The sequence below is a fragment of the Thermomonas sp. genome, from assembly GCF_041919455.1.
GTDB lineage: Bacteria > Pseudomonadota > Gammaproteobacteria > Xanthomonadales > Xanthomonadaceae > Thermomonas.
In genome coordinates this window covers 1-21,014 of sequence record NZ_JAYRTQ010000014.1, presented here as the reverse complement: position 1 = coordinate 21,014, position 21,014 = coordinate 1, and the positions used below count along the sequence as shown (strand labels likewise).

General features: G+C 67.7%; 27 protein-coding genes. 14 read left to right on the top strand and 13 right to left on the bottom strand.

Annotated features, from left to right (window positions below; all coding sequences use genetic code 11):
• Nucleotides 1–5: 5 nt before the first annotated feature.
• Complete coding sequence (locus ACE3T8_RS10715; RefSeq protein ID WP_374609183.1) at nt 6–485, bottom strand: VOC family protein; 480 nt, start codon at nt 483–485, stop codon at nt 6–8.
• Between the two features lie 183 nt (nt 486–668).
• On the opposite strand from ACE3T8_RS10715, the gene ACE3T8_RS10710 reads away from it, so the two are divergent.
• From ACE3T8_RS10710 to ACE3T8_RS10695, 4 genes are all read left to right on the top strand, one after another.
• Complete coding sequence (locus ACE3T8_RS10710) at nt 669–1,709, top strand: LD-carboxypeptidase (RefSeq protein ID WP_374609182.1); 1,041 nt, start codon at nt 669–671, stop codon at nt 1,707–1,709.
• 26 nt (nt 1,710–1,735) lie between these two features.
• Entirely contained in the window at nt 1,736–2,209 is a 474-nt protein-coding gene (locus tag ACE3T8_RS10705) for a hypothetical protein (RefSeq protein ID WP_374609181.1), read from the top strand.
• 10 nt (nt 2,210–2,219) lie between these two features.
• Nucleotides 2,220–2,441 carry a hypothetical protein gene (locus ACE3T8_RS10700; protein WP_374609180.1) on the top strand — a complete coding sequence of 74 codons (222 nt, stop codon included), beginning with the start codon at nt 2,220–2,222 and terminating at the stop codon, nt 2,439–2,441.
• Between the two features lie 91 nt (nt 2,442–2,532).
• Nucleotides 2,533–3,912: an OmpA family protein gene (locus tag ACE3T8_RS10695; protein ID WP_374609179.1), complete on the top strand. Its 1,380-nt coding sequence runs from the start codon at nt 2,533–2,535 to the stop codon at nt 3,910–3,912.
• A 6-nt stretch (nt 3,913–3,918) separates the two neighbouring features.
• Here ACE3T8_RS10695 and ACE3T8_RS10690 read toward each other — a convergent pair whose 3' ends face one another.
• Together ACE3T8_RS10690 and ACE3T8_RS10685 are read right to left on the bottom strand one after the other, a co-directional pair.
• Nucleotides 3,919–4,584: a hypothetical protein gene (locus tag ACE3T8_RS10690; RefSeq protein WP_374609178.1), complete on the bottom strand. Its 666-nt coding sequence runs from the start codon at nt 4,582–4,584 to the stop codon at nt 3,919–3,921.
• Between the two features lie 40 nt (nt 4,585–4,624).
• On the bottom strand, nt 4,625–6,172 hold the full coding sequence (locus tag ACE3T8_RS10685; RefSeq protein ID WP_374609177.1) for a serine hydrolase domain-containing protein: 1,548 nt from the start codon (nt 6,170–6,172) through the stop codon (nt 4,625–4,627).
• 89 nt (nt 6,173–6,261) lie between these two features.
• On the opposite strand from ACE3T8_RS10685, the gene ACE3T8_RS10680 reads away from it, so the two are divergent.
• On the top strand, nt 6,262–6,789 hold the full coding sequence (locus ACE3T8_RS10680) for a hypothetical protein (protein ID WP_374609176.1): 528 nt from the start codon (nt 6,262–6,264) through the stop codon (nt 6,787–6,789).
• A gap of 21 nt (nt 6,790–6,810) precedes the next feature.
• Here ACE3T8_RS10680 and yghX read toward each other — a convergent pair whose 3' ends face one another.
• Nucleotides 6,811–7,698, bottom strand: coding sequence for a YghX family hydrolase (gene yghX / locus ACE3T8_RS10675; protein ID WP_374609175.1), 888 nt, complete (start codon nt 7,696–7,698; stop codon nt 6,811–6,813).
• A 128-nt stretch (nt 7,699–7,826) separates the two neighbouring features.
• Between yghX and ACE3T8_RS10670 the strand changes: the two genes are divergently transcribed.
• A complete protein-coding gene (locus tag ACE3T8_RS10670) occupies nt 7,827–8,723 on the top strand; it encodes an acyltransferase (RefSeq protein ID WP_374609174.1) in 897 nt (298 codons plus the stop codon).
• A gap of 62 nt (nt 8,724–8,785) precedes the next feature.
• Nucleotides 8,786–9,112, top strand: coding sequence for a DUF3817 domain-containing protein (locus ACE3T8_RS10665; protein WP_374609173.1), 327 nt, complete (start codon nt 8,786–8,788; stop codon nt 9,110–9,112).
• 9 nt (nt 9,113–9,121) lie between these two features.
• Here the strand turns inward: ACE3T8_RS10665 and ACE3T8_RS10660 are convergent, their stop codons facing one another.
• Entirely contained in the window at nt 9,122–9,991 is an 870-nt protein-coding gene (locus ACE3T8_RS10660; protein WP_374609172.1) for an SAM-dependent methyltransferase, read from the bottom strand.
• 105 nt (nt 9,992–10,096) lie between these two features.
• Between ACE3T8_RS10660 and ACE3T8_RS10655 the strand changes: the two genes are divergently transcribed.
• Nucleotides 10,097–12,160 (top strand): M13 family metallopeptidase, encoded by a 2,064-nt coding sequence (locus ACE3T8_RS10655; protein WP_374609171.1) that lies wholly within the window; start codon nt 10,097–10,099, stop codon nt 12,158–12,160.
• A 60-nt stretch (nt 12,161–12,220) separates the two neighbouring features.
• Here the strand turns inward: ACE3T8_RS10655 and ACE3T8_RS10650 are convergent, their stop codons facing one another.
• Complete coding sequence (locus tag ACE3T8_RS10650) at nt 12,221–12,376, bottom strand: hypothetical protein (protein ID WP_374609170.1); 156 nt, start codon at nt 12,374–12,376, stop codon at nt 12,221–12,223.
• A gap of 124 nt (nt 12,377–12,500) precedes the next feature.
• Between ACE3T8_RS10650 and ACE3T8_RS10645 the strand changes: the two genes are divergently transcribed.
• Both ACE3T8_RS10645 and ACE3T8_RS10640 read left to right on the top strand, forming a co-directional pair.
• Nucleotides 12,501–12,845, top strand: coding sequence for a RidA family protein (locus ACE3T8_RS10645; RefSeq protein WP_374609169.1), 345 nt, complete (start codon nt 12,501–12,503; stop codon nt 12,843–12,845).
• Between the two features lie 15 nt (nt 12,846–12,860).
• Nucleotides 12,861–13,781 carry a M14 family metallocarboxypeptidase gene (locus tag ACE3T8_RS10640; RefSeq protein ID WP_374609168.1) on the top strand — a complete coding sequence of 307 codons (921 nt, stop codon included), beginning with the start codon at nt 12,861–12,863 and terminating at the stop codon, nt 13,779–13,781.
• A gap of 30 nt (nt 13,782–13,811) precedes the next feature.
• Here ACE3T8_RS10640 and ACE3T8_RS10635 read toward each other — a convergent pair whose 3' ends face one another.
• From ACE3T8_RS10635 to ACE3T8_RS10625, 3 genes are all read right to left on the bottom strand, one after another.
• Complete coding sequence (locus ACE3T8_RS10635; RefSeq protein WP_374609167.1) at nt 13,812–14,054, bottom strand: hypothetical protein; 243 nt, start codon at nt 14,052–14,054, stop codon at nt 13,812–13,814.
• Between the two features lie 72 nt (nt 14,055–14,126).
• Entirely contained in the window at nt 14,127–14,873 is a 747-nt protein-coding gene (locus tag ACE3T8_RS10630) for an ABC transporter permease (protein WP_374609166.1), read from the bottom strand.
• A 15-nt stretch (nt 14,874–14,888) separates the two neighbouring features.
• Nucleotides 14,889–15,824, bottom strand: coding sequence for an ABC transporter ATP-binding protein (locus tag ACE3T8_RS10625; protein WP_374609165.1), 936 nt, complete (start codon nt 15,822–15,824; stop codon nt 14,889–14,891).
• A gap of 104 nt (nt 15,825–15,928) precedes the next feature.
• On the opposite strand from ACE3T8_RS10625, the gene ACE3T8_RS10620 reads away from it, so the two are divergent.
• Both ACE3T8_RS10620 and ACE3T8_RS10615 read left to right on the top strand, forming a co-directional pair.
• Nucleotides 15,929–16,414, top strand: coding sequence for a DUF2975 domain-containing protein (locus tag ACE3T8_RS10620; protein ID WP_374609164.1), 486 nt, complete (start codon nt 15,929–15,931; stop codon nt 16,412–16,414).
• A complete protein-coding gene (locus ACE3T8_RS10615) occupies nt 16,414–16,653 on the top strand; it encodes a helix-turn-helix domain-containing protein (protein ID WP_374609163.1) in 240 nt (79 codons plus the stop codon). Before ACE3T8_RS10620 ends, ACE3T8_RS10615 begins: the two co-directional genes overlap by 1 nt.
• 5 nt (nt 16,654–16,658) lie before the next feature.
• Here ACE3T8_RS10615 and ACE3T8_RS10610 read toward each other — a convergent pair whose 3' ends face one another.
• Both ACE3T8_RS10610 and ACE3T8_RS10605 read right to left on the bottom strand, forming a co-directional pair.
• On the bottom strand, nt 16,659–17,141 hold the full coding sequence (locus ACE3T8_RS10610) for a pyridoxamine 5'-phosphate oxidase family protein (RefSeq protein WP_374609162.1): 483 nt from the start codon (nt 17,139–17,141) through the stop codon (nt 16,659–16,661).
• 81 nt (nt 17,142–17,222) lie between these two features.
• The gene (locus ACE3T8_RS10605) at nt 17,223–17,816 is read right to left on the bottom strand and encodes a DUF1579 family protein (protein WP_374609161.1); all 594 of its coding nucleotides are present in this window, start codon (nt 17,814–17,816) and stop codon (nt 17,223–17,225) included.
• A gap of 119 nt (nt 17,817–17,935) precedes the next feature.
• Here ACE3T8_RS10605 and ACE3T8_RS10600 point away from each other — a divergent pair, with 119 nt between their 5' ends.
• The gene (locus tag ACE3T8_RS10600; protein ID WP_374609160.1) at nt 17,936–18,415 is read left to right on the top strand and encodes a YciI family protein; all 480 of its coding nucleotides are present in this window, start codon (nt 17,936–17,938) and stop codon (nt 18,413–18,415) included.
• 12 nt (nt 18,416–18,427) lie between these two features.
• Here ACE3T8_RS10600 and ACE3T8_RS10595 read toward each other — a convergent pair whose 3' ends face one another.
• Nucleotides 18,428–19,261: a GGDEF domain-containing protein gene (locus ACE3T8_RS10595; RefSeq protein ID WP_374609159.1), complete on the bottom strand. Its 834-nt coding sequence runs from the start codon at nt 19,259–19,261 to the stop codon at nt 18,428–18,430.
• Nucleotides 19,236–20,330 (bottom strand): diguanylate cyclase, encoded by a 1,095-nt coding sequence (locus ACE3T8_RS10590; protein WP_374609158.1) that lies wholly within the window; start codon nt 20,328–20,330, stop codon nt 19,236–19,238. Before ACE3T8_RS10590 ends, ACE3T8_RS10595 begins: the two co-directional genes overlap by 26 nt.
• Before the next feature lie 111 nt (nt 20,331–20,441).
• Here ACE3T8_RS10590 and ACE3T8_RS10585 point away from each other — a divergent pair, with 111 nt between their 5' ends.
• Entirely contained in the window at nt 20,442–20,708 is a 267-nt protein-coding gene (locus ACE3T8_RS10585) for a DksA/TraR family C4-type zinc finger protein (protein ID WP_374609157.1), read from the top strand.
• The last annotated feature ends 306 nt before the right edge of the window (nt 20,709–21,014 follow it).

The window sequence follows — 21,014 nt, the reverse complement described above, 5'->3', positions numbered from 1 at the left end:
CGCGGTCAGCCGCGCACGGCGGCCTCGATCGTCGCGACATCGATCTTGCGCATCGTCATCATCGCGTCGAACGCACGCTTCGCCACCGCGCGGTCCGGGCTGTTGAACGCCTCGGTCAACACGCGCGGGGTGATCTGCCACGACAGTCCCCACTTGTCCTTGCACCAGCCGCATTCGCTTTCCTGGCCGCCGTTGCCGACGATCGCGTTCCAGTAGCGGTCGGTCTCTTCCTGGTCGTCGGTGGCCACCTGGAACGAGAACGCCTCGCTGTGCTTGAACGCGGGCCCGCCGTTCAGGCCCATGCACGGCATGCCGAACACGGTGAAGTCCACGGTCAGCACGTCACCTTCCTTGCCCGACGGGAACTCGCCGGGCGCGCGATGGATCGCGCCGACCGGGCTGTCCGGGAACGTGGCGGCATAGAAGGTCGCCGCCTCGAGGGCGTCCCTGTCGTACCACAGGCAGAGGGTGTTCTTGGGGATCATGGCGTGACTCCTGCGTCGTGGAATGGGTCGAACCGGCACTGCGCCGATTCGACGATATGACGAACGGGCGGAACCGGAATCGACACGGATGAGCGTGGTGGCACACGGCGTTCGCCAGCCGTCCATTGTTGCCTGCCGGGGCGGTTGTTACCCTGCCTTGCACCACGTCAGCGCGGAGGCAAGATGGATCGGCGGCAATTCCTGGGAAGCGCGGCATTGGCCGCAACCGCATTGCCGTTGTCCGGCATGGCAAGCGCGACGCGCGCATCACCCGCGCGTCTCTTGCCGATGCCGTTGGCGAAGGGCGACACGGTCGGCCTGGTGAGCCCGTCCTCGGCCACCGACGACAGCCTGAACCTGCAACTGGCGCGCGAGGCGATGGAAGCGCTCGGCTTCACGGTGAAGACCGGCGCGCATTACGACGCACGTCGCGGTCATCTGGCCGGCACCGACGCGCAGCGCGCCGGCGACCTCAACGCGATGTTCGCCGACGCATCGGTCAAGGCGATCGTCTGCACGCGTGGTGGCTCCGGCGCGGCGCGGCTGTTGCCGCTGCTGGACTACGCGGTGATCCGTCGCAATCCGAAGATCCTGCTGGGCTATTCCGACATCACCGCGCTGCACTGCGCGATCCAGGCCAGGACCGGACTGGTGACCTTCCACGGGCCGATCGGTTCGGGCAGCTGGAATGCGTTCAACGTGGATCAGTTCAAGCGCGTGTTGCTGGACCGTGAGCTGCTCGAGTACCGCAACAAGAGCGACATCGGCGACGAACTCGTGCAGCGACAAAACCGCACGTTGACCATCCGCGGCGGCAAGGCGCGCGGCGAACTGATCGGCGGCAATCTCACCGTGCTCACCGCGCTGGCGGGCTCGCCCTATCTGCCGGACTTCAGCAGCAAGATCCTGTTTCTCGAAGATGTGTCCGAAGCGCCGTACCGCGTCGATCGGATGTTCAGCACGCTCAAGCTGATGGGCGCGCTGGACAAGGTTTCAGGCGTGATCTTCGGCGAGTGCACGGATTGCAAGCCCGGCGACGGCTACGGCTCGCTGACGCTGGAACAGATCCTCGACGACTACATCACCCCGTTGAAGATTCCTGCCTACCGTGGCGCGATGATCGGCCATATCCGCGAGCAGTTCATCGTGCCGGTGGGCGGCAAGGTCGAGCTGGATGCGGATGCCGGCACATTCCGACTGCTGGAGTCGGTGTTCCGCGCCTGAGTGACCCATCCGGGCGGTTCCTCGCGTTGGCTGCGATACACCCCACGCGAAGGAGCCAGCACATAGCCAGGAAGAAAGCCGGCGACGGCACCACGACGCCGATCCGCAAGCCCGATCTCGCGTTCGAGAAGGCCCCGAGGCCGAAGCTGGCCACCGGGCCGCTCACCGTGACCGCGCAGGGCGCGATCCTCAAGGACGACGACCGCCTGATCATCGTGGTGCGCGTGCTGGACGACCAGGGTCTGCCGGTGACCGGCCTGAAGAAGGCGAACTTCAAGTTGTGGCAGATGGGCCACCTGTTCGGCCAGGCCACCAGCTTCTTCGTGGTCGAGATCGAGAATCTGCCCGGACTGGAAGGCCTGTATCACCTGGTGCAGACGACCTGGTCGCTGGTCGGCAACGGCACCATCCCGTTCTTCGTGCGGGTCGAGAAGGGCAAGTTGCGCCACGGTGCTGCGCTGACCTTCATCGTCAAGGTGCGCGAGGGGCTCGACCTGTAGCATCCGACGCATGTCGCACACGCCTGTCGGTCCCGCCAGCCTGCCGCCCTGGAAGCGCAAGTCGCCGCCGGGCAAGTCGCGTCCTCTCAGTCCGAGGCAGGTCGATGCCGCACGCGAACGCGCCGCGCAGGCCGGGCGGCGCTATCCCAACCTGGTCGACAACATGTGGGCCGCGCGGCACGTGCCACGTGGCGATGCCGCCCCACAGGAGACGATCGACGACGAGGCGTGAGGATGTCCGCGTTCGCGCCGGGCTTGCGTAACTCCTGCGGTCCGAATGCCCACGGTGATTCCCGATGCTGACCCCGTCCTTCCTTCGTCCCATGCATGTGCTCACCTGTTGCCTGCTGCTCGCCTTGGCGGCCTGCAAGCCGCAACAACCCGCGCCTGCCGTCACTGCCGACGCCGCCACGCCGACACCTGCACCCGCTGTCGCCGAAACGGCGAAAGACGAGGCTTGGCCCACGCCGGACAAAGTCGAACGTGACGGGCCCGATGCGGAACTGATGGTGCAGATCGGCGACCTCGACAATTTCGGTTTCGGATTCCCGGCCGGGTTCGATCCGTTCACCGGCAAGTCCACGCCGGTGCATCCGTTCCCGTTCCAGCCCGGCGAGAAGGACGCGCGCGGCACCGACCGGATCATGGTGGTCAGCGGCCACAAGGCCGCCGACGGCGATGGCTACACCAGCGGCACCGAACGCCCGGGCAACCTGCCGCAATCGCTGCGGGTCGCCTTCGACCTGGGCGACACCCAGGTCACTGGCGCGGCACTGCAATTGTTCGTCGACGACTTCCAGGCCCCGGTCTGGGGCACGCGCTACCAGGCGCGCATCAACGGCGTCGAAGTGCCCTTGCTGGCGACCACGCTGAATGCGCTCGACCAGACCGGGCCGATCGGCAAGTTGATTACCGTGCAACTGCTGCCGGAGCAACTGGCGTTGCTGCGCGAAGGCAAGCTGGAGGTCGCCATCGACGATCCGGCCAATGACGTCGCCGACGGCTTCGCCTTCGACTTCGCCCGCCTGCTGGTCAACCCCAAGCCGTGGCGTTATGCCGGCACGATCCACGGCATCGCGGTGGACAAGGCCACCGGCGAACCGCTGTCGGGCGTGCTGGTCTCGGCCGGCAACACCCGCCAGGCGACGACCTCGACCGACGGCAGCTTCGTGCTGGAAGGCGTGCCGGCGGGACTGGCGGTGGTCTCCGGCAGCCATCCCGACTACCAGCCGGACACCGAAGCGGCCGACCTGGTCTCCGGTGAGCGCATCGAGGTGCGGCTGGAACTGGAACCGTCGGCGAAGACCGGCGAAAGCCTGGGCGAGCAGCTCGACAAGCAGGGCAAGGTCGACCTGTACGGGATCTATTTCGACACCGACAAGGCCACGCTCAAGGACGAATCCACCACGGTGCTGGAACAGGTGCTGGCGCTGCTGGAAGCGCGGCCACGACTGCAGTTGGTCGTCGCCGGGCACACCGATGCCGAGGGCAGCGACGCGCACAACCTCACGCTTTCCGGCCGCCGCGCCGAAGCGGTGGTGGCATGGCTGGTCGAACACGGCGTGGATGCCGCGCGCCTGCGCAGCGAAGGCCACGGCGAATCGCGCCCGGTCGCCAACAACGACAGCGGCGAAGGTCGCGCGCTCAATCGCAGGGTGGAACTCCGCGATGCCAGTGAATCGACGGGCGATGCCGCGGGTTGAACAGCCTCAACCCTTGCGGATCACCACGGGCTCGCCCGGCAGCCGCCAGCCGCGCAACTTCGCAGTGGCCAGCACGCCGAAATAGAGCAGGCCGAAGGCGACCACGGTATGCGGCTTGTCCACCCACTCGCCGCTGCCCGGCAGCCGGGCAGCGGCGACGATGCCGGCATCCAGCCCGAGCCGCGGCAACGGCAGCATCAGGGTGACGAACACGCCGCACAGGTACGCCAGCGCGCTGATCGCCCAATCCGATTGCAGGCGGTCGCGCTTGTCGGCATCGGGCAACGGTTGCCATGCCAGGGCCAACTTGCCGGCCACCAGCCACGCCAGCGCCAGCAGCGGCCACCATGCTTCGAAGATCCACGACCATGCGGCGATGAACAGCAGGTAGAACGCGCCGAACAGCAGGATCGGCTTCCATTGCCGACGCGCATCGCCCGCGTTCGCCAGCGCCATGCCACCGAGCATGCCGGTGGCATGCATCAGCACGAATTCCACCAGCATCATCAGCAGGCCGGTGCGCAGCGCGGCTGGCCCCAGCCACTGCGGCACGATCCACAGCAGCAGGAAGAAGCCCGCGGTGATCGCGTCGGGCAGGGCGGCGATCCGCCGTGCAAAGCGCTCGGCGGGCGGCAATGCGGGATGTGCGGCGGATGCCGTGGGGCTGGTCATCGCCGCAGCATAGCCGCCACGCCGCGCAGGATCCCGGTCCTCAGCGCGCCTTGTCGAAACGCAGCCCGTCGAACGCGAGCGCATCGGCACGACCGTCCTCGACGATGAATTCCACGACCTGGCCGGAGTTCGGCACGAACTCGACGCGCACGTGGTCGGGCTTGTCGTAGCCGCTGGCGACGGCCTGCAGCTGGCCCCAACCCAGGGCCAGTGCGCCACCGGCCTGCACGGTCACGCTGACCTCGCCGAGATCGGCATGCGCATAACGGCCTGCGTAGCCGGTGCGCGGCAGCGACAAGCGCCACGGTCGCGCCTGCAGGGCCTCACGCTGGCGAACCGCAGCCTGTTCAAGCTTCGCCGCGTCCATCGCCAGTCGGGCGAACCCATCCTTCGCCGTCGCCGCGATGCCGGGTTCGCCGAGTGCGATGCCATAGGCGACATCGGCGATCAGGTTGGCCAGGCGCGCGCCCAGCATGTCCTCGTTGTTCAACACCACCAGGCCGATGTTCGCCTCCGGCATGAACGACAGGTGCGCGTGGAAGCCGGCGAAGCCGCCGAAGTGATGCAGCATGCGCCGGCCCTTGTAGTCGCCGGTGTACCAACCCCAGGCATAGCCATCGCGGGGGAAGTCGAGGTACTTGCTGTCGGTGACGGCTTGTTGCTGCTGCGATGCATCGATGACGGAAGCCGGCAGCACCTGTTTGCGGTCCAGTTTGCCCGCGTCGAGTTGCGCGATGAGGAAGTTGACGAGATCGGGCGCGGTGGACAGCATGCCGCCGGCGGCGTGCATCGTGGCGTCGGTCTTGCGCAGGTACAGCGGCACGCTGCGGTCGACTGACACGAAGGCATACGGCTTGGCGATGGTCCAGCCGCGGGCTTCGGCCTCGCTGGTGCGCGCGGTCGTATGCACCATCTTCAGTGGCGCGAAGATGCGTGCCTGCAATTGCGCCTGCCAGGGCTTCGCATCGATGCGATCCCGCCACACGCTGGCGATGTTGTAGCCGATGTTGGTGTAGTCGAACGTGCCCAGCGGCGCATCCGCGTTCGCCCGCGATTGCAGCACCAAGCGTTGACGTGATGCGGCATCGTGCACGCCGCTGAACGCGGTGGCCCAGCCCAGCGCGACATTGTCGATGCCGGCGGTATGGGTCAGCAGGTGCCGCAGCGTGACCGCGCTCGCATCGAACCCGTCGAAGCGCGCTGCGGGAAACATCGCCTGCAACGAGGTGCGCGTGTCGAGGCTGCCCGCATGCTCTGCCAACAAGGCATTCAATGCGAAGAACGGCTTGGTCGCCGAGGCGATGTAGAAGACGGTGTCCGCATCGACGGCGGTCTTCGCCGCGATATCGGCAAGGCCGAAGTAACCCTGGTAAGCGATCTTGCCGTCCTTCACCACGATCACCGCGGTGCCGGCCGGGTAGCGGGTGTCGCGCTTGAATGTTTCGATGGCCTGCGCGAGTGGGTCGAAGGCATCGGGGTTCGCGGGCGCGGCCTGCGCCTGCGGCAACAGCAGGGCCAACGCCAGCGGCAGCCAGTGGGTGAACCGGAACGGGCGACGGGATTCGCGGGGAACGGACGTGGCATGCATCGGGACGGCCTGCTGGAAGGATGCGGCAGGGATACGCGCACAGTGCGCGGGGTTGCAGTGGATGGGGCCTGGCACGGCACAATCGGCGCATGGATCCGCACACCGATGTGACGATGCCGGAGGGTGACTTGCCGATGGTCAGGCACGGCTTTCCGTGGCCGTTGCGGGTGGCGTTCGGGATGCTCGGCGTGTTCGCGGTGGTGATGCCGGTGTGGGAACTGGGCCGCGGATTGTGGCCACTGTCGATCGCGACGCCGGTGTTCGCCATCATCATCGGTGGCGCGGCCAGCATCGGCATCGCCATGCTGCGAGCGGTGCTGGCCGGCGAGTCGCAGGTCTGGAGTTTTCCTCCGCACGCAGTGGTGATCCACCACAAGGCCTGGGGCCGCGAGCGGGCCATGCGGCTTACCGCGAACAATGTCGCTGCAGTCGAAGTCCGGCGCTTCGGGGCGAGTGAAGGCCCGGATCCGTGGCGCGTCGTGATCGTGCCGAAGCCCACCGAATCCGGGCTGCGCATGGCCGGCCGCAACGGCGTGTTCGAAACCGGCGACTACACCAGCGCGGCCTACGCCGACCGGGTCAGGCGCGCCCTGGTCGAGCACCTGCGCCTGCATTGAACCCCGCAGTGCGGGATGCGCTCAGGCCAGGTGCTGGCGGAACCAGGCCAGCGTGCGTTCCCATGCGAGTTTCGCCGCGGCTTCGTCGTAGCGCGGGGTGGAATCGTTGTGGAAGCCGTGGCCGGTGCCGGGATAGACATGCGCTTCGTAGGTCGTGCCGGCGGCCTTCAGCGCGGCCTCGTAGGCGGGCCAGGTCATGTTGACGTTGGGGTCGGTCTCGGCGAAGTGCAGCAGCAGCGGTGCCTTGATCTTCGGCACGTCCTCCGGCTTGGCCTGGCGGCCATAGAAGGGCACGGCCGCAGCCAGTTCCGGGTAGGCAACCGCGGCCGCGTTCGACACGCCGCCGCCGTAGCAGAAGCCGGTGATGCCGACCTTGCCGGTGGCGGCTTCGTCCTTGGCCAGGAATTCGATCGCGGCGAAGAAATCGTTCATCAGCTTCGCGGGATCGACCTGCTTCTGCAGTTCGCGGCCCTTGTCGTCGTTGCCGGGATAGCCACCGACCGAACTCAGGCCGTCCGGTGCCAGCGCGATGAAACCGGCCTTGGCTACGCGCCGGGCCACGTCCTCGATGTAGGGATTGAGGCCGCGGTTCTCGTGCACGACCACCACGCCGGGCAACTTGCCGGTCGGCTTGGCAGGACGCACGCGATAGGCGCGTACCTCGCCGTGTCCGTTCGGCGAGGGATAGCGGATGTATTCGGCAACGATGTCGGGATCGGTGAATTTCACCTGCTGCGCCAGCGCGTAGTTGGGCGTGAGCGCGGCGAGCGCACCGACGGCGGTCATTCCGCCCAGGGCGAGCAGGCCGGCGCGGTCGAGGAACTGGCGGCGACTCATGCGACCGTGCACGTAGCCGTCGTACAGCTCGAGCAGTGCGGGCGGGAAATCCCTTGCGGTCATGCGGGTCATGGCGGCATTCCTGCGGTCGCGCGATGCCGAAAACATACCCGAGTCGCCGCATCGCCGGTGAAGGGAGTGGGCGCGATCGCACGCGATCGGCGAAAATCCGTTTCCCCGCACTGTTTCATGGCCCTTGAATGCTGCCACTGCGCCTTGCCCTGGTCTTCCTCATCATCGCCATCAACACCCTGTTGCACGTGCCGCCGCTGGTGGCGATGGCCTTGATCAAGGCGCTGCTGCCGTCCGAGCGCCTGCGGGTGGCCAGCAATCCGTTGCTGACCGGCCTGGCCGAGAGCTGGATCGGTGTGAACAACTGGATGTGGCGGACATTCACCCATACCCGCGTGGACCTGCGCGAAGACGCTGCATTGCGCTTCGATGGGCATTACCTGGTGCTGGCCAACCACCAGAGCTGGGTGGATATCCTGGTCCTGCAGAAGGTGTTCAACCGGCGCATTCCGTTCATGCGCTTCTTCCTCAAGCGCCAGCTGTTCTGGGTGCCGTTGCTCGGCCTGGCGTGGTGGGCGCTGGATTACCCGTTCATGGGCCGCTACAGCAAGAAGCAGATTGCGAAGAACCCGGAGCTGGCCCGTCGCGACATCGACGCCACCCGCCGCGCCTGCGACAAGTTCCGCGCGATCCCGGTCTCGATCATGAATTTCGTCGAGGGCACGCGCTTTACCCAGGCCAAGCACGATGCGCAGGGCTCGCCATACCGATACCTGCTCAAGCCCAAGTCCGGCGGCGTGGCCTTCGTGCTGGACGCGATGGGGCAGGGCCTGCATTCGATCGTCGACGTGACCATCGCGTATCCGACGGGCACGCCATCGCTACTCGACCTGCTGGCCGACCGCATCCCGGAGATCCGCGTGCATGTGCGCCAGCGCGAGATCCCGGCCGAGATCCTGCGCGGCGACTACCAGAACGATCGCGCATTCCGCGTGCAGTTCCAGCAATGGATGAACGCGCTGTGGCAGGACAAGGATGCCGATATCGCGCGCATGCTTGGACCGGGCGACCGCGCAGGGAAGTGAGCGATGCGTGCCGCGCGCGGAGTGCTTCGGCGACAATGCCGGCCCCACGCAAGGAGCCGCCGATGCCAGTTCCGTCCCTGTCGCCCAGCGGCCGCCTGTTCGCCATCGCCGCATTCCTCGAAGGCCTGACCTGGGCCGGATTGCTGCTCGGGATGTGGCTGAAATACGGCCTGCAGGTCACCGACACCGGCGTGTGGCTGTTCGGCCGCCTGCACGGTGCGGCGTTCCTGATCTACCTGGTGGTGACGGTGATCGCCGGCGCACGCCTGCGCTGGCCGGGCTGGGCCTTGCTGCTCGCCTTGCTGGCGGCGGTGCCGCCGCTGGTCACCGTGCCGCTGGAATTGTGGTATCGCCGCAAGGGCCTGCTGTCGGATCCGGCGACGCGCTGATCGCCCGGGTCAACGACGCACGGCGAGTACGCCATCCAGCGCGAGTTCTGCGCGGAAACCGGCTTTCTCCAGCCGTTTGGCTACTTCACGCGGGACATCGCGACCGCTGGTCAACTTGTTCGGCGCACCGGTGTAATGAAACAGCCGGCCGCCGCGCTTGAGCACGCGCGCGAGCTGGTCGTAGAACACCTGCGAATAGAGTTCCCCGGCGATGCCGAAGCGTGGCGGGTCGTGCAGGGCGGCATCGAACGCGGCATCGGGCAGGGTCGTGATCGCCTGCGAGACATCGGCATGCGCGAGTTGCAGCCGCCCGCCGTGTTCCGGTGCATCGGGATCCGGCGACCACGGGTTGAGCATGCGCAGCCACAGCACATCCTCGTTCTTTTCGAACGACTGGATGCGCGCGGCGCCGGCATCGAGGCAGCAGGCGGCGAAATAGCCCAGGCCGCCGCAGGTATCCAGCACCGCCTTGCCTGACGGTTGCACCAGCGCGACCTTGCGGCGCGCGTCGTCGAGCGGCGAGGCCTTCGACGTCGGCAGCATCTTGATGCCGTCGATCTCGAAGGTCGGCACGTTCCATTCGGTCGGGACCAGCTTGATCAGCCTGCCGGCATAGCGGGACACCGCCGCGAACTCTTCGCCATCCCACCAGTACAGCGTGCGGTCCTTGAGCTTGTGGGGCCAGGGATAGCGGATGCCTTGCCACTCCCAATGCGTATCTGCCAGCACTGCGACATCGGTGCTGCGGCCCAGGTCGAGCGACCCGTTCCACGTGGATGCGCCGGCATCGCGCGCGGCGTGCAGGGCCTCGCCCAGCGGGCGAGTGAGCAGGGGGCCGTGGTAACGAGGCAAGCGCGATCTCCTGGGCAGGGGCGGCATGCTAACCCGGTCGCCATCGCGCGCCGGTCGCCGTACCAATGGCAGGGGGGCCGCATGGCGCGAGCGGTAACCCTGCGGGATTCCACTCCAGACGGGGACACCGCCATGCGTCTTGCGCCATTGACCTTGAGCCTGGGCATCGCCCTGGCGTTGACCACAGCGGGCGCGATCGCCGCCCAACCCGGCGCGGGCAAGCCGCAGATCGGCAGCTTCGGCGTGAACTTGTCCGCGCGCGACACCGCGGTGAAGCCGGGCGACGACTTCAACCGCTACGCAAGCGGCAAGTGGCTGGACAGCTACCAGCTGAAGGACTACGAGACCAGTTTCGGTTCCTTCAACGCGCTGCGCGACCGCGCCGAGGAACAGGTGCATGCGCTGATCGAGGAGCTGGGCAAGCGCGGCGACCTGAAGGCCGGCAGCAACGAACGCAAGCTGCGCGACTTCCATGCCAGCTACATGGATCGAGCGGGTCGCGATGCCGCCGGGATCAAGCCGCTGCAGCCGGTGCTGGACCGTTACGCCGCGATCGACTCGAAGGCCGCGCTGATCGCCGCGTTCGCCAGCCGAGACCTGGATGGCGGCAACGGACCGATCGGCATTGGCCTGGGCGCCGACCGCAAGGATCCCGACCGCTACCTGGCCTCGTTGGGCGTCGGCGGCCTGGGCCTGCCGGACAAGGATTACTACGTGAATCCCGACGCGCGCTTCGTCAGGATCCGCGAGGCCTACGTCGCCCACATCCAGCGCATGCTCGGTTTCGCGGGGATCAGCTGCGCCGACGCCAAGGCGCGTGCCGAGGCGATCCTGGCACTGGAAACCGCGCTGTCCAGGCCGATATGGGAACGCGCCCAGCTGCGCAACCGCGACAAGACCTACAACGTGGTCAGCTTCGCCGAGTTGCAGGCGCAGTATCCGGGCTACGACTGGGCCGCGCATCTGCGCGCGCAGGGCATGCAGGCGCCGGATCGGATCAACGTGGTCACCCCGGACGCGGTGCAGCCGATCCTCGACATCATCGATGCCACCCCGCTGGCGACCTGGCGCGACTATCTGTCGTTCCACGCCATCGACGGCAATGCCGGGTTGCTGAGCAAGCCGATCGACGACGCCTCGTTCGAGTTCAACGGCAAGGTACTGGGCGGGCAGAAGGCCCAGCGCGACGACTGGAAGCGCGCGGTGGCGCTGGTCGGCGGTCGCGGCGGCCTGGGCGAGGCGCTCGGCCAGCTGTACGTGGCGCGCTACTTCAAGCCGGAGTCGAAGGCGGCGATGGACACGCTGGTGGAGAACCTGCGCGCCGCGCTGCGCCAGAACATCGCCGGGATCGCATGGATGGGCGAAGCGACCAAGGCTGAGGCCTACCGCAAGCTGGAAACCTTCCGCCCGAAGATCGGCTATCCGTCGAAGTGGCTCGACTATTCCAGCGTCGAGGTGGTGCCAGGCAACCTGCTGGCCAACGTGGTGGCGATGCGCCGCTACGACCGCGACGACCAGAACCGCCGCGTGGGCACGAAGACCGATCGCGAGGAATGGGGCGTGACCCCGCAGACGGTCAACGCCTACTACAACGCGAGCTTCAACGAGATCGTGTTCCCGGCCGGCATCCTGCAGCCGCCGTTCTTCGACGTGAACGCCGACCCGGCGGTGAATTACGGCGCGATCGGCGCGGTGATCGGCCACGAGATGGGTCACGGTTTCGACGACCAGGGCAGCAAGTCGGATTTCGCCGGCATCCAGCGCAACTGGTGGACCGACGAGGACCGCGCCCGCTTCGAGCAACTGACCAAGGCGCTCGGTGCGCAGTACGCCGCCTATTGCCCGTTGCCGGGCCAGTGCGTGAACAGCGCGCTGACCATGGGCGAGAACATCGGCGACCTCGGCGGTGTGTCGATGGCCTATACGGCCTACAAGCTGAGCCTGGGCGGCGAGCCGGCGCCGGTGATCGACGGCCTGACCGGCGACCAGCGCTTCTTCCTGTCGTGGGCGCAGGTCTGGAAGGGCAAGTACCGCGACGAGGCACTGCTGAACCAGATCAAGACCAATACGCATTCGCCGGGCATGTACCGCGCCAACGGCCCGCTGCGGAACTTCGATCCGTGGTACCGGGCCTTCGACGTGAAGCCGGGCGATGCGATGTACCTGCCGCCGGAGCAGCGCGTCCGCATCTGGTAAGCCGCGCTTCGCGCAGCCGTCATCGCCATCCCCCGACTGCGGGGGATGGCGATGGATCGCTTATTCGAGCTCGTCCGCCGCGGGGGGGGCGGCCGGTGCAGCGTCGGACTTCGCGGCTTCGCGCTCGGCGCGCTTCTTCGCGTCCTTCTCGTCTTTCTTCTTCTGCTTGGCCAGCTCGCGCTGGCGCTTCTCGAACGAATAATTGGGCTTGGCCATGGGCACTCAGGGGGTGGGGCAGGCCGCCAGTGTACGGGACACCCGTGCCGGGCACCGGCCGGGCCGTGCGAGCTGTCGTGCCGGTTACCATGCGGATTCCCTCACTCCCGCGAGCTCTCCGCCCATGATCCAGCGATTCGACGCCGGCAAGCGCATGTCCGAAGCCACCGTCCACGGCGGCATCGTCTACCTGGCCGGCCAGGTGCCGGAAGACACCAGCGCCGACGCCGAGGGCCAGACCCGCCAGGTGCTGGCGGAGATCGATGCCTTGCTGGAGAAAGCCGGCAGCGACAAGCGCAGGATCCTGCGCGCGCAGATCTACCTGGCCGACATCGCCGATTTCGATGCGATGAATCGCGCCTGGGATGCCTGGGTCGTGCCGGGCGAGGCACCGGCCCGGGCGACCGTACAGGCGCCGCTGGCGCGGCCCGGCTGGAAGGTGGAAATCGTGGTGACCGCGGCCATCTGAATGCCGGGAGGCGACATGTCCAACCAGACCTATCCGATCGGCACGCCGGGCCAGCCCTGGGACGTCGCCGAGAAAACGGAATGGCGCGCGCGCCAGCCCAGGCTGCGCAGCCATGCCGGTGAGGTGTTGGCGAAGATCGACGCGCTGCGTGATCGCTTCGACGTCGAACAGTACGGCGAACTCGACTGTGCGCCGGACGGCATCTATCCGCTGCTGGCGATCCGCAGCCGCGACTGGGACGACGCACTGCCGACGATGCTGGTGACCGGTGGCGTGCACGGCTACGAGACCAGCGGCGTGCAGGGCGCGTTGCTGTTCGTGGAACGCGATGCCGCCCGTTACGCGGGTCGTGCCAACCTGCTGGTGGTGCCCTGCGTGAGTCCGTGGGCCTATGAGCGGATCAATCGCTGGAATCCTGATGCGCTGGATCCGAACCGCAATTTCAAGGCCGACAGTCCGGTGCCCGAATCCGCAGCGTTGCTGGCGCTGTTGCAACCGCTGGCCGGCCGCATCGCCATGCACATCGACCTGCACGAGACCACCGACAGCGACGAATCCGAATTCCGTCCCGCACTGGCCGCACGCGACGGCAAGGACTACGAGCCCGGCACGATCCCGGACGGCTTCTACCTGTGCGCGGACAGTGCGCGCCCGGAGCCCGCCTTCCAGCAGGCGATCAACGACGCGGTGGCCAAGGTGACGCATATCGCGCCGGCCGATCCGGACGGCACCATCATCGGATCAAAGGTGGTCGCACCGGGCGTGATCGAATACGACTGCCGCGCGCTCGGCCTGTGCGCCGGCGCCACCGATGCGCGCTTCGTCACCACCACCGAGGTCTATCCGGACAGCCCGCGCGCCACGCCGGCGCAATGCAACGACGCGCAGGCTGTGGCGGTGCGTGCGGCGATCGACTTCACGCTGGCGCAAGGCTGAGCCCGATCATCGGCGTCGCCTGGACGGCCATCACTCTCGGCGTTTGCCCAGCGGCTCCCCTTTCAGCCAGCACAGCAGCAGGAAGCCGGCCGCAATGGCGGCGGTCGTGCCCCAGAACGGCAGCGCTGCGGTCTCGGGCGGAAACAGATGCCCGGCGAGCATGGCCAGGGCGATCGCCGACAAGACGGAGATCCAACCCAGCCAGTGGCTGGGGCGCCACCAGCCGTAGCCGAACGGGGTGGCGGCGAACCAGTAACGATGTTGATTGGACATGGCGGCTTTCCTCCTGTGGTGGTGTGGTCGGGCAGGATGGGTGCGGGGCTTCACCCGGCAAGACGCGTTCGATCAGCCCAGCACGTCGCGCCGGCCCATCCGCCGCAACATCGCGGCGAACATCGCGCAGCCGCCGATGCAACCCACGGCAAGGGTGAACTGCACCCGCATGGGATCCGTGGCGAGCTGGTTGACCGGGATCTGCCACGGCAGCACCGCGCCGACCTTCGCCGAGGTGGCGACCACCGCGAAGAAGGTGCCGCCGATGCCGACCGCCAGCGCCGGCACGAAGCTGGCGTAGCGCAGCGCGATCCACAACTGCACCGCGACCAGCAGCCACGCGGCCAGGAAGATGCGGCCAAGCAAGGTGAGGTAGCCGGCGATATCCATCGCTCCGGTGGCGGCGACCGCCGGTTTCAGCCAGCCCGCGCCCGTGGCCGCCAGCAGGGTGAGCAGGGCCAGCAGCACACTCATCGCCGCGACCACGCCGAGCACGCACACAGCTTTGGACGCGTACAGGTGCCAGCGCGGCAGCGGCAGGGCGCGCAGGTGGTCCCATGCCCGCGGGCCGTGCTCGGTATGGGCGACCAGGGCGGTCAGTGCGGTGACGCTCATCGGCAGCATGAAGAACGCCCAGATCGCCGCGGACGATTGCAGGGTCATCGCCCACGGCGCGGCCTTGTCCACCCGCAACAGGTTGAAGAACACGAACACCGCGATCAGCAGCGGCGCGACCGCGGCCAGCAACAGTGCCAGCGAACGGCGCAGCTTGTGGGCCTCGACGGCGAGGGCGGTGGTGAAGCGGGCAGGGTGCGGCATGGTGGTGGCTCCGGGTCAGGCCATCGCCGCCGGCGCGGCGGCCAGCGCGGCGTTGCGGTAGAGGGTTTCCAGCGAGCGCCGGCGCGGGGCCAGCGCATGGATGCGGATGCCGCCGGCGATGCACAGCACGCGATTGAGTGCTGCGGTGGCGTTGCGCACGTCCTCGCCGGCGGCGAAGCGCGCGATCAGTGCATCGTCGCCTTGTTCGACATCGAACCCGTGTTCGCGGGCGAGCAGCAGCGCGCGTTCCGGGGTGTCGGTCTCGATCGCGACCTCCGTGGCCATGCCGGCCTTGAGCTCGTGCAGCGCACCTTCCAGCACCAGCCGGCCGTGGCTGAGGATGCCGACATGGGTCGCGGTCTGTTCGATTTCTCCCAGCAGGTGGCTGGACAGCAGCACGGTGGCACCGCTGCGTTCGGGCAGCTCGCGCAGGAAGCCGCGCATGTCGGCGATGCCCTCGGGATCAAGGCCGTTGGTGGGCTCGTCCAGGATCAGTACCGGCGGCGCACCGAGCATCGCCCGCGCCAGCCCCAGGCGCTGGCGCATGCCCAGCGAATAGTCGGCGACCCGCCGGCGGCCATGCGCGGTCATCTCGGTGAGCTCGAGGACGCGATCGATTTCGCGCATGGGCAGGTCGAGCAGGCGACGGGTGATGTCCAGGTTCTCGCGGCCGCCGAGGTGCGGATAGAAACCTTGTGCTTCCAGCAGCGCGCCGACCTTGCGCGCGGCACCGATCCGGTCCGCGGCGACGTCGATGCCGGCGATCCGCGCCTGCCCGGCATCCGCCTGCAGCAGACCAAGCAGCAGCTTGATGGTGGTGGTCTTGCCCGCGCCATTGCGGCCGAGGAAGCCGTAGATGCTGCGCTCGGGCACGGTCATGGAGACCGCATCGACCGCCACGTGCGCGCCGAAGCGACGGGTCAGGCCCAAGGTCTGGATGGCAGGCGACATGTGGAGGCTTCCCTGAAATTTAACTCTGGGATAAAGTTATCGCGATTCAAAAATTTAAGTCAAGGTTAAATTCCCATGACTGAAGACAGGGGGGCGCGATGCCCATGAGCGATCGTTTCCACCGCCAATGCCGCCTGCTCCGGGCAGGTGCCCTGGTGGTGTTCACCGGCCTGTTCCTGCTGCTGGCGATGGGCATGGTCGGGCTGCCCTGGCGGATGGCGACCGACATGCCGGAGGGCTGGAATACCCGGGCCTTGCTGTCGGTGGTGCGCTTCCTGCCCGGTATCGGTTACCTGTGGGCGCTGTGGGCGGTGCAGCGGGCCTTGGCCGACCTGTCCGCCGGTCGCCTGTTCCATCCCACGGTGGCAAGGGCGATGCGGCATATCGGCATCGGCGTGCTCGCCGGTGCGCTGGTCAATGTGTTCGCGGTGACCAACCTGTCGCGCTGGATCGCCGGTGGCACTGGCGGCTACCTGTACTTCGACATGTCGGGAATCGTGCTCGGCGTGGTCGGCGCGGCGCTGATCCTGCTGGCGCGGCTGGTCGACCAGGCGCGCGCGCTGCAGGCCGAGCTGGACGAGATCGTCTGATGCCGATCCGGGTGACCCTGGACGAGATGCTCGTCCGCCGTGGCATGAAAGCGCGCGAACTCGCGGCGATGGTCGGCATCAGCGAAACCCAGCTGTCGCTGTTCCGCAGCGGCAAGGTCAAGGGCATCCGCTTCCGCACGCTGGCGAAGCTGTGCTTCGTGCTGGACTGCGCGCCGGCCGAGCTGCTCGGCTACGACCGTGACGCCGCCGACCTGCAGCAGGCCGACGACGACGCCTGAGGCACTCAGGCGATCTTGATGTCGCCGGTCTTGTCTTCGTAGGCCTTCTTCGGATCCACGCCGAGCATCAACTTCACTCCGGCGAGGAGGCTGTTCTCGTTGAGCCAGACGTGGGCGTCTTCCGGGTCCATGCGCAGCAGGCGCAGCTTTGGATCGTCCTTGCCGCCCTCGAACCACGCGGCGATGAACGGGTTCCACAGGCGGTCGATCACTGCCGGATCGTTGTCGACCACGATCTTGCCGCTGACCGTGGCGAACACGGCGTGGTCCTTACTGGCGACCGTCGCCGTGGCCTGCTTGCCCAGGCTGCCGCGCAGGCTCTCGGCCAGGTCGGTGTCCGAGGCGGTGAAGAACCAGAGCGGTGCCTGCTGGTCTTCGGCCAGCACCGTCATCGGTCGCGGTGCGACGCCGGTGATGCCCAGCATCACCGTGCGGTCGTGGTCGATGACCTTCCAGAACTTGCGTTCAAGGTCGCGTGCATCGGTCATGGCCAACTCCTTTCCTTCCGTGGGGGAGCTCAGGAATACCAGCCAGGCAGTGACGGACGCGGCAAGGAACCGCGTTGCGGCTTACTTCCGCGTATAGACCATCTCCATCATCTTCATTTCCTTGCTGTCCGGCCCGGGGCCGTGCATTTCGAAGAGTTGCTCCGACGGGCTGGTCCAGCGGATCGCAATACGCGCCGTCACCGGTTTCTTGCTGACCGGGTCGTCCCAGTGCGCGGTGAAGGCGCAACGGGCCTGTGCGTCGCAGGTGCCGGTGCCGGTGGTGAGGCCGGTCGTCATGCTGTCGTTCCACGTGGTCCAATACGTGCCGGTGACGTTGTCGAACCCGGTCAGGCCGAAGCCGGTATAGGGCTGGCCGTACATGCTGGAGCTCAACTCCTCGCTGACCACGCGGCCACCGAGCATGACCTTGCGCGACGCCGTGCCGGTGGATTCCGACGGCGGCGCGCCCGGTGCGCTCCAGCTCTTGATCACGACGTTGTATTCACCGGCGGTCATCGACAGCCCCGCGTGCGCGATGCCGGGCGTGCCGGCCTTCTGGTAAGCCTCCATCATCGCGGCTTCCTCGGCAGACATCTTCGGCGCGTCCTGCGCCTGCAGCGGCATCGACAGGCACAGCGACAGGGGCAGCAGGGCAAGCACGGGCAGGCGGTTCATCGGCGTCTCCAGGGTGGGGCGGGTTCGCGGCGGGCGAGGTTCGAGTATAGGTCGCTGCCGCGATGCACCAGGCGACAAGGCGGGCCTACACTGCGTCGTCCCTCCCATCGAGACCGGCCATGCGCCTGCTGCTGCCCTTCGCGTTGTCGCTGTGCATCGGCACGGCCGCTGCCGCTGATCCCGTGGTTCCGACCGCGGCTCCGACGTTCGATGCCGCGCTGGCGCAGCGCACCGGCGCGGACGAGCGCGGGATGCGCCGCTACGTCCTGGTGATCCTCAAGACCGGGCCGACGCGGATGCCGGATGGCGAGGCGCGCACGGCGATGTTCGCCGGGCACATGGCCAACATCGGGCGGTTGGCGAAGGAAGGGAAATTGGCGCTGGCCGGACCGTTCATGCAGGATCCGGCGGGCTGGCGCGGGTTGTTCGTGCTGGCGGTGGACGATATCGAGGCCGCCAGGGCCCTGGTCGCAACCGACCCGGTGATCATCCACGGCGAGATGATCGCGGAGTACCACCCCTGGTATGGCTCGGCGGCGAACATGCTGGTATCGGAATGGCACGACCGCCTGGTGCCGCCAGCCAAGCCGACGCCCTGACGGTCGCACGGTTCAGCCGGCCGAGATCCGCACGCAATTGCGGCCTGCATCCTTGGCCTGGTATAGCGCGATGTCGGCATCGCGCAGCAGCCGTTGCCGGTCTTCGGGCGCATGCAGGTGGCGACTGGCGACGCCTGCGCTGATCGAGACCCGTGCATCCTGCGGGCCATCGGGAATCTGCACGGTCATCGCGGCGACTGCCGCACGCATGCGCTCGGCGACATCGGCGGCGGTCGCGGTGTCGATCCCCGGCAGCAGGCAGGCGAATTCCTCGCCGCCGTAGCGGGCGAGCAGGGCGCCTGCGGGCGCGCGCGACGCCATCGCTTCCACGATCCTGCGCAGCACTTCATCGCCGGCCGGATGGCCGTGGCGATCGTTCAATTCCTTGAAGTGGTCGACGTCGAAGAACACCAGCGCCGCCAGGCTGCCGGCCGGCGTGCGCTCCAGCGTGTCCAGCAGGCGCCGGCGATTTGCCAGCCCGGTCAGCGCATCGCGATAGGACAGGTCGAGCAGGCGCGCATTGGCGGCGTCCTCCAGCGCGCGCTTGCACAGGGTGTCGCCCCACGGCACCACCAGGCCTTCCGGGATCTGCAGGCTGCTGCTGTTGCGGGCGTAGAGGACATGCTGCAAACCGGCGCTCTCGTCGATCGCGGTCATGCAGGTCGATTCAAGGCCGGTCGCCGATTCCAGCAGGCCGAGCAGCGGGCGCACGAACTGCTCCAGCGAGTGCGAATCGGTGATGGCATCGGCGAGCTGGACGATGAGTCGCCGGTCGAGTTCACTGCCTGTCTTCAGCGCGTCGTCCTTTCGCGTGCCCGCATCAATGCATGGCCGGCAGTGTGCCATCCCCGGGGTACGTGCTGGCGACCCGGTCGCGACCCGCCGCCTTGGCGCGGTAGAGCGCATGGTCGGCCGCCTCCATCCAGCTGCGCAGGTCCGCCTGGATCGTCGGCGGTTCCGCGCTGCCGATGCTGACCGAACTCCGCAGCGACGGCAGGGTGGGCAGGTCGAGCGTGGCGACCCCGATGCGGATGCCCTCTGCGATGCCGTGGGCCTGTTCCGCCGCGACCGGCATCACGATCGCGAATTCGTCGCCGCCCAGGCGCCCGGCATGGCTGCCTTCCGGCAATGACGCGCGGATGACCCCGGCGATGCCGCGCAGCACGTCGTCGCCGATGGCATGGCCGTGGCGGTCGTTGATCGCCTTGAACAGGTCAACGTCGACCAGCAGCATGCTGGCGGGCTGCCCGGCGGCGTGGCTGGCCAGCATCGAGCCTGCCTGCTGCTGCCAGTGATCGCGGCTCTGCAGGCCGGTCAGCGAATCGGACCGGGTCAGTTCATCCAGCCGCAGGTTCTGCTTCTGCACCTTGCGGACCAGGCGGTAGCTGCTGGCGCTCACCGTGAGCGCGTGGATGACCATCAATGGCAGGCAGGCCAGCAGGACCGACGTGCTGGTGGCGATGTCGAAGTGCAGTCCGGCCAGCAGCGTCATCACCAGCATCGCCGCCAGCATGCCCAGCAGGGAACGCGACCACAGCCCGCGCACACCGGCGTTGATCTTGTCGGCGGTGGCCACGGTGACCAGCATCGCCGACGGCAGCAGGTTGAAATGCATGATCGGCGCCAGGCTGCCGGCCATCGCCGAATCGATCATGAAATTGGTCAGCTCGGCGCGGTAGGGAACCCGGCTGTAGTGGGCACGCAGTCGCGCCACGTGCGGCCAGGCCAGGCCGCAGAACAGCGTCCATGCCCAGGCGGGCCAGCCGGCATCGAGTTCATGCAGCACCACCAGCACGGGCAGCACGGCCAGGCCCATGCCCAGGGTGCGCATCGGATACGTGCGGCGATGCAGGTTGCGTAGGTGCGGCGGCACGCCGGTGCCGTCGCCGTCCTCGCGGTGGTGGTTGCGTCCCATGCCGGCTCCCCCCAGAGCAGCCGCCAGTGTGCGCGAGGAGGCGCCTCGACGCCAACGCCACTGCTTGATTGCTAGGCTGCGTCGCTCATGAAGCTGAAGCAGGAGCACGCCATGGCGACCGGATGGGCCGGCGACGGCGCGGTGCAGGATCAGATAGACGCCACCGTGAAGGATGCGATCCAGCGTGCCCGCAGCCGCCTGCCCAGCGGGCCGGGCCGCCTGCAGTGCCAAGACTGCGATGCCGCGATCCCCGAGGCGCGTCGCAAGGCGTTGCCGGGCGTGCGCCTGTGCGTGGCCTGCCAGGACGTCCATGATCGCGAGGAAGCGGGCACCGCCGGCTACAACCGTCGCGGCAGCAAGGACAGCCAGTTGCGTTGAGCCACCCGAAGTCGGTCGGGCGCGGGCATCGGCAAAAAAAACGGTTCTTCTCCCATCTGAGGGAGAGGCGCACGGCCGACCCGGTTAGTTTGCAGTTGTCGAGTCAACAAACCGGGGGTCGGCCGTGGCCGACGGCGATTGTATTGCCAGCTCGCTGGGTGGGTGGGATACCGGGTTGAGGGCTGGCGGCACGCGCACCGCGGCGCGCGTCGCTGGCTGGTGTTGGAGCTGACCCCGGTGCCTGGTCACGTTCTCCACTGCAGCGGCTGTGGCGATGCGGTGGCTGCGATCCATGACCGCACGGTG